Annotated in this window: 7 protein-coding genes; 3 read left to right on the top strand and 4 right to left on the bottom strand. The window is 57.9% G+C overall.

The window, feature by feature from the left end; all coding sequences use genetic code 11:
* The first annotated feature begins 430 nt into the window (after positions 1-430).
* Positions 431-1,543, top strand: a complete 1,113-nt coding sequence (locus JS533_RS01510) for a hypothetical protein (protein ID WP_241512795.1) — start codon at positions 431-433, stop codon at positions 1,541-1,543.
* A 65-nt stretch (positions 1,544-1,608) separates the two neighbouring features.
* Here JS533_RS01510 and JS533_RS01505 read toward each other — a convergent pair whose 3' ends face one another.
* From JS533_RS01505 to JS533_RS01495, 3 genes are all read right to left on the bottom strand, one after another.
* A complete protein-coding gene (locus JS533_RS01505) occupies positions 1,609-3,006 on the bottom strand; it encodes a hypothetical protein (RefSeq protein WP_241512794.1) in 1,398 nt (465 codons plus the stop codon).
* A 75-nt stretch (positions 3,007-3,081) separates the two neighbouring features.
* Positions 3,082-3,279, bottom strand: a complete 198-nt coding sequence (locus JS533_RS01500) for a hypothetical protein (protein ID WP_241512793.1) — start codon at positions 3,277-3,279, stop codon at positions 3,082-3,084.
* Position 3,280: 1 nt separating this feature from the next.
* The gene (locus tag JS533_RS01495; protein WP_241512792.1) at positions 3,281-3,604 is read right to left on the bottom strand and encodes a hypothetical protein; all 324 of its coding nucleotides are present in this window, start codon (positions 3,602-3,604) and stop codon (positions 3,281-3,283) included.
* A gap of 393 nt (positions 3,605-3,997) precedes the next feature.
* Between JS533_RS01495 and JS533_RS01490 the strand changes: the two genes are divergently transcribed.
* The gene (locus JS533_RS01490) at positions 3,998-4,162 is read left to right on the top strand and encodes a hypothetical protein (protein ID WP_241512791.1); all 165 of its coding nucleotides are present in this window, start codon (positions 3,998-4,000) and stop codon (positions 4,160-4,162) included.
* 82 nt (positions 4,163-4,244) lie between these two features.
* Here JS533_RS01490 and JS533_RS01485 read toward each other — a convergent pair whose 3' ends face one another.
* Positions 4,245-5,432: a site-specific integrase gene (locus JS533_RS01485; RefSeq protein WP_241512790.1), complete on the bottom strand. Its 1,188-nt coding sequence runs from the start codon at positions 5,430-5,432 to the stop codon at positions 4,245-4,247.
* 366 nt (positions 5,433-5,798) lie between these two features.
* On the opposite strand from JS533_RS01485, the gene JS533_RS01480 reads away from it, so the two are divergent.
* A complete protein-coding gene (locus tag JS533_RS01480) occupies positions 5,799-6,089 on the top strand; it encodes a DUF6199 family natural product biosynthesis protein (RefSeq protein WP_241512789.1) in 291 nt (96 codons plus the stop codon).
* Positions 6,090-6,510 lie beyond the last annotated feature (421 nt).

Below are 6,510 nucleotides of genomic sequence, written 5' to 3'. Positions count from 1 at the left end.
GTTCTTCGGTTCTATTCTTGGCGGAAACAAACCTAACAGAAGAACGCCCCTCTCATACCCGCACACACGAAAGCCCCGGCAACGACGCCGAGGCCCACAACCTCACCACACAAACTGGCGAAGACTCACAAAAACCTTCCAATAAGCGCACAATGAACATGACAATATCAAGGTCAGGAGTATCCTAGAGATACGAGGATATTCACAATTAAGGAGGATTGACAATTTGCCGAACAGCGGCAGCCTCTTTAACAACGTAAATCAGTTTCCCACCAAGCCTAGCGTGTGATGAGCATACGCATCGTGCCTGGAAGCCGGGATAAAGCATCCACCACATGGATGCCGAATTCCCGGGTTAAGCGGAAACTGACTAGAATAAGCCACAAAACTTGTCGCCAGACAGGGTTTGCGCAGCGGAAACGAGAAGACTATGAAGAAGCATGCGCTCAGTGTGCTCGCCGCTACCATCGCGGCGAGCACACTCCTCACCGGACTCACCACCACTACCGCCTTCGCGAATACTGGTAATAATACAGCTCAACACGTTGCAGTAGCTACTGCGTCTCGATATTCGATCAATGACTTGAAGAATGTGAAGGTGGTTTGGACGTTCTTCAGTGGTCCCGAAGCGCAGCAGCAGCATGTCGTGGACAACTTCAACTATAGGAATCCCGGTCCGTATGTTATGCCCCAAGGGGACACTCATGCCGGAGTCAAGAACCTTCCGACGGGATGGCGAACCGAAGCGGAGGCCACACTCGGCCAAGTCATTTGGCATGTCTACGCTCCGGACAACTCCCTGATCATCTCCTACACCGTCAGACGCACTACCGAAATCGAGGGATCCGATAAGATCGCCCAGATCAAGATGACGGTGAACGGGGAACCCTACGCGAAGTGGGATCCGTTGAACAAGACCGACTATGATCTGCGTAGCGAGTACCCGAACGGCGCGACCGTCCGCTTCTACAATCTTCCCGCGGGCTGGACGGTCCAGTTCACGAACGACGATGACAGCACGGGCGGCGTGTTCAAGGGAGGCAAGCTCACCGGTTCAAACGCTCCCATCGCCAGCGACCTCTACCTGATCCTCGGCGCCACATATGACAAGTATCCGCAGGATCCGGCGACCCCGGAGGGCATGACACCCGTCTACCGCCTGTACAACCCGCATTCCGGGTTGCACCATTACACGACGAGCCTGACCGAGCGGAATCATCTGATCGATGTCGGTTGGAATTATGAGAGCATCGCGTTCAATCAGCCGAATACCGGAACGCCCGTGTATCGAGCGTATAACCCGTATAACGGGAATCATCATTGGACCGCATCCTATTACGAGTATACGGTCATCACCACGAAGCAGGGGTGGCGTCCGGAGGGTGTCGCATGGTATCAGGATGATTCCGGGACCAAGCCCGTGTATCGAGCCTATAATCCGCGGAACGGCGAGCATCTGTACACGTTGAACGGCAACGAGTACAAGATCATCACCACCAAGCAGGGATGGCGCGGCGAAGGCATCGCATGGAAAACGCGATAAGCCGAAGGTAATCATCGTCTCGGCAAGAGAATGGGCCCCGCACTATATGCGCGGGGCCCATTCTCTTAGTGTTCCGTCTTCGGCCTGCCGAATGCCCGCAGGGCATCAGGCGGCAGGTAGTCGAATCGGATGACCTTGACGTGACCGGTGTCCGTGGTCATCACTCCCATGCCTGTGGCGTCGGGCGGAATGTCGCAGGGCGAGGGATCTCCGTCCACGAGATCACCAAGCGCAGCACGAGCCGAGTCCGTGGTGCGGACACGCAGGCAGATCCTCAGCCCGCAAATGTCACGTAGCGAGGTCGGGATCACGGTAGCCACCGGCCGCTGGGTCGCGAGGACCACAACGATCATGGCGCTGCGCCCACGCCGGATCAGATCCGTCACCAAGGACAAAAACTCATCACGCCCCTCCTTCGATTCTTTGGACATTTGAGGCGGATCCGTCCACGTCTGGACCTCGTCGATGAACAGCACGATAGCGCGATCAGGATGCGAGACACCGAACCCATGCCACATATTCGGGTCCTCGGAGCCCGCCGCATCGGTCAACCGGGCCATCATACGGCCGTGCAGCAAACGTAGCAGTCTCAGTGCCTCGTCATAACCAGACGTCGCCACATATCCAGCCGCTCTGCCCTGTGCCCACCGCCAATCGCCGGAACCTTTGCCGTCCAGCACATGCACCTCAGCGAGGTCCGGACGGGCCAGCAATGCCACAGCCAGCTCGTTCATACCCGAGCTCTTCCCGCTTCCCGGTAATCCGGACAGAAGGGCACCGGATAGGTCGGCCAGATCCTGCCACGCGTCGCCGTCCAGATCACGGCCGACCGGCACGTACAGGTGCCCCACCCGGGCACGTGCCGGTACGATATCCCGCAGCACGCGAGGCTCGCGAAGTACGTCGATCCGGTCCCGCGTATACAGATCGATAACCCACGCACTATTGCCCGTGCGGGTGAGACGGTAGTCAGCCATGTCCAATCGAGCCAAAGACGCAGTCACCGCCGCGCGTATCCGTTCCTCGGTGACACCCACCACGCGCAAACGCTGGATCTCGATACGATCAGGCCACAGGAACACCGGATGCGACACTGGACGTCGATCATCGGCATCAGTCACCAGCCTCGTGTCACGGAGCCATTCATTGCCCAGTCGCCGGGCACGTCGCCGCCGCCATCGCAGCACATCTCCCATGACAGGCAGTATGAACCGTGCGACGTCACGCGCGCGACACGGCCACGGCACAGCGGCGATGCCGACACAGGTCACCAGCAGGACCAGATATATGACAATCGCATACCAGCACCAATCCGACGGAACCCACTTCACCAAGACGACCGATACGATCGTCCAGCACAGCGTGGCGGCACAGGAGATCACACACCGGCCGATCAGACCACACAAGGCGGACACGACGTCGTCGAACGCATCATCCCCCGATCGGGGTCTATTCTGATTCATTACAATCCTTTCAGAAGCGGCGGGGCCGCCGCTCTACGAGCGCGCCCCGCCAAAATCGACTCAAAACAGTGCCGCTCAGATGATGCCAACGAAGCCCAAGCGAGCAGACAGCCACTGTCTCATCGCGGAGGACACCGCCTCATCGACACTCATCCCGCAGGCCGCAGCCGTCACTGAAAATCGATAGAACATGTCGTCATCAAGGTGCACCAGCACCTCACGACGCATGCCGGTTCGATCGGCACTATCATTCGTCCCCGTATTGTCGGCCATGTCAGCGAACCTCCGTGACCGCGTCGGCGAAGAAGGCGACACCGTGAATGGTTTCACCCTCCGTGTTGACAAACGAATAGTCCATCGCGACGAGATTCTCAACGGCAACCTCGGCGCCTTGGGTCAAGTCCGGGCACACCGGCGATGCCACCGTGATGCGAATTGGCTTCGTGCTACGTCCCGGCACGGAACGAAGCACAGTCACCACCCACTGCGACACGCCATCGCGGGTTATTTTCTGCGCGCCGTCCTTGCCCATTTTCGGGGATACCTGGTCTGCGCGCAGCGTCCCGAACCGCTGCTCATCAACTGGTACGAACATCACGCACCAAATCCTTCCTAGTCAGGGGTCTAGGCCAATCCCAAACCCGTACGCCCACCTATGCGGGCAAGAAGGAGGTATGCGTCACCAGCAAAACAAAACCGTAAACAGAAAAAGGGTCCGGCATGAAACTCATACCGGACCCTACTCCCAGTAAGGGCGCACTTGGAAGCGCCCACGGAATCGGCACCATCCGAAAAGTCGTTGTACACCCGCCTGAAAACCGGATGGGTGAGACTGCCGTCATTCCGTACTTCTTATCATAACCCTTGCGGTACCATAATGACGTCGTTACGCGTTTGGTGAGACGAACGTGAGACGGCCTCCCGGCATCAGCCGGGTGACGTTGCCGCGTCGTACAACGCGGCGCGGCCTGAACCAGTAAGGAGCGCTCTCATGCGCAACTTGGATGAGGAGCCGCGCAGCGGCTCGATGCTCAGGTATATGACGGTGATGTTCATCGCCGTGTCCGCCAAGATCGATGTGATCACGGCAGACCTCATCTGCGTAGGCCTTACAGCCTACGTGGTGTGGAAGGACCACACCGAGAACCGCAAGTAGCGGCACACTCAGCCCGTCCGGATTACCCAGACCCGGACGGGTCATCACCTCCTCAACATCAATGGCAAAACAGAGGCGTTCATTATCCAGCCGCTATCATTGACTCAACCGCAGCCGTCGCCTTTGCCATGTCCGCCGTGGAAACATGGGTATACACGTTGTCGGTCACATCAATGGAGGCATGGCCCATGATGGACTTACGCACGGCGTCGTTCAATCCCAGCTGCATCATGGCGGTAGCCGCAGTGTGCCGCGCGGAGTGCGGCACATAGTGGCCTTCTATGCCAGCGTTTTGCAACGCTACTGCGAAACGCGGCTCATCATCCGCCTGACGGCGTAGATGCTTACCGTCCGCCCCAACAAACACCAATGCGCCCGGCCGAGAAATTCCACGAGCTTTGGTGAATGCCAACAGTTCCACTGCCAACGATTTCGGCATCGGAATCACACGATATCCAGCATTGGTCTTCGGCGGCACCAGATACGCCGAATCCTCTAAATGCCTCACCTCCATATCAGCCGGGAAATCACGCTCATTAGCGGAAAACTCCTGCAACTGCTGCCGGACAACGATACACAACACACCATCGATCTCTTGTACTTCGTCCAGCGTAAGTCCCAGCCGCTCACCCTGCCGCATACCAAGTTCGAACGCCAACCTCCACATGAGATGCCACATCGGATCTTCCTCGGACTCGATCAGTTTCCGAGCCTGTCCGGCAGTCAACGTCTGCCGCTTCTTCAGTACCACTCGCGGCGCTTCGGCACGATCACAAGGGTTGTAATCGATCAAGCCTTCTTTAACGGCATCATCCAAAGCCTTATGCAAAGTCCTCCATGCACTACCAGCAGTACCGGACGACTTCGGCCGGCGCGGGGGCACCGCATCAGGATCACCCTTGGTGATCCACTGCTCCATCATGCGAAAATGGCGCGGCTGCAACTGATTCAGTCGCACGCCTCCAATGGACGGTTTGATATCGGCGTTCACCACGCTTGAATACGTCTTCCACGTCTTCGGACGCAACCGAGGCTTTACGAATTCCAGCAACCAGCGGTCCAACCAGTCCCCCAGCAACGGGGACGACTTCGACGGAAGCTTGCCATTTCGTTCATACTCTTTCACCGCATCGTCCAAACGCTGACGGGCGATCGCCTTCGTCTTGCCCCGGCGTTTCAGCACACGACGCTTACCCGTCGCCGGGTCCGGAGGCAGTTCATACGTGGCACGGAACCCGTCGCCATCGACACAACAAGCATATTGACGCATACCCCTATTGTACCCCAGTGGGATACAAAACGGGATACATCACGAACCATCAATAACCACTCATAACCATCTATAACCAAAAATTCAAACTCTAAAAATGGCTCAATTTCAACAGTTTTGACTCAAATAAGCCAAAATATCTATATAGCTAAATCAGATTCCACATCTGATCCTTATGATCTGATGGCGTGATGTGAAAATGCCCCGACCGATGGCGAATCGGCCGGGGCATTTTCATGCCGTCTCGCCCTCTTTTGTGACGCGAAGCGTGACAGGGAACGGTGATCCGAACCGGGGAGAAGAGTAGAATATGCATGTACCGCCACGACGTTGCGGCGGGGGAACACGAACGGTTAGGGGTGCGTTGTGACGGCCGTATACATCATTCTGGCGATCTTCACGCTCGCTTTCGGCATCCTGTCCATCATCGCACCGGAAGCCATGTGGAAGATCGAGCATTGCCTTGACGTTCGCGGAGGCGAGCCGACCAAGTACTATCTGATCATGCAGCGCATCTTCGGCGTGTTCACCGTGATCGTGTGCATCGCGGCGATCGGCGTGCTCCTGTTCGGCGGCGACGACGGTCAGATCGACCCGGCCGATCTCGGGAACTCGAACACGACTGCATGCACCGGCGACGGATGCCAGTCCATGTGACGGCAAGACACACGGCATACGCGGCGACACGACTCTTCGTATTGTGATGTGCAGGTGGCCGAAGGCTGGCCGTTTGGTTTCGGAATCGCGCTGTCGCGCGATGCTGATTGCTGGCGGCCTTCGGCCGCGAAGCTCCCTCACCCGGCTTTGCCGGGAGCCCCCTCAGTGAGGGGGCCGAGGCTCCGCCAGCTTCAAAGGTCGAAGTGAAGCAACCATTGGAAACGTTCTCACACGATGTGCGAGCCGACAGGCGAACCAGCACAACTCGGGCGAAGCCCGTCCATAATCGCAGGACATCGCCGTGAAGCTGGCGGAGCCTCGGCTCCCTCACTGAGGGAGCTGTCGAGCGCAGCTCGACTGAGGGAGCTCGCGGCGCGAACGCGCCGCCAAACAACACAGCATCGCGCGGCAGCGCGATTCC

This window comes from Bifidobacterium amazonense, assembly GCF_018555435.2.
In the GTDB taxonomy this organism is placed as follows: domain Bacteria; phylum Actinomycetota; class Actinomycetes; order Actinomycetales; family Bifidobacteriaceae; genus Bifidobacterium; species Bifidobacterium amazonense.
Note: the sequence above shows the minus strand (reverse complement) of the source record. Positions and strands in the feature narration are given on the sequence as shown.

Excerpts from the sequence above, each read along its gene's own strand:
- JS533_RS01490 (WP_241512791.1), top strand. The coding sequence starts at position 3,998 with ATGCGCAACTTGGATGAGGAGCCGCGCAGCGGCTCGATGCTCAGGTAT.
- JS533_RS01510 (WP_241512795.1), top strand. The coding sequence starts at position 431 with ATGAAGAAGCATGCGCTCAGTGTGCTCGCCGCTACCATCGCGGCGAGC.
- JS533_RS01500 (WP_241512793.1), bottom strand. The coding sequence starts at position 3,279 with ATGGCCGACAATACGGGGACGAATGATAGTGCCGATCGAACCGGCATG.
- JS533_RS01505 (WP_241512794.1), bottom strand. The coding sequence starts at position 3,006 with ATGAATCAGAATAGACCCCGATCGGGGGATGATGCGTTCGACGACGTC.
- JS533_RS01485 (WP_241512790.1), bottom strand. The coding sequence starts at position 5,432 with ATGCGTCAATATGCTTGTTGTGTCGATGGCGACGGGTTCCGTGCCACG.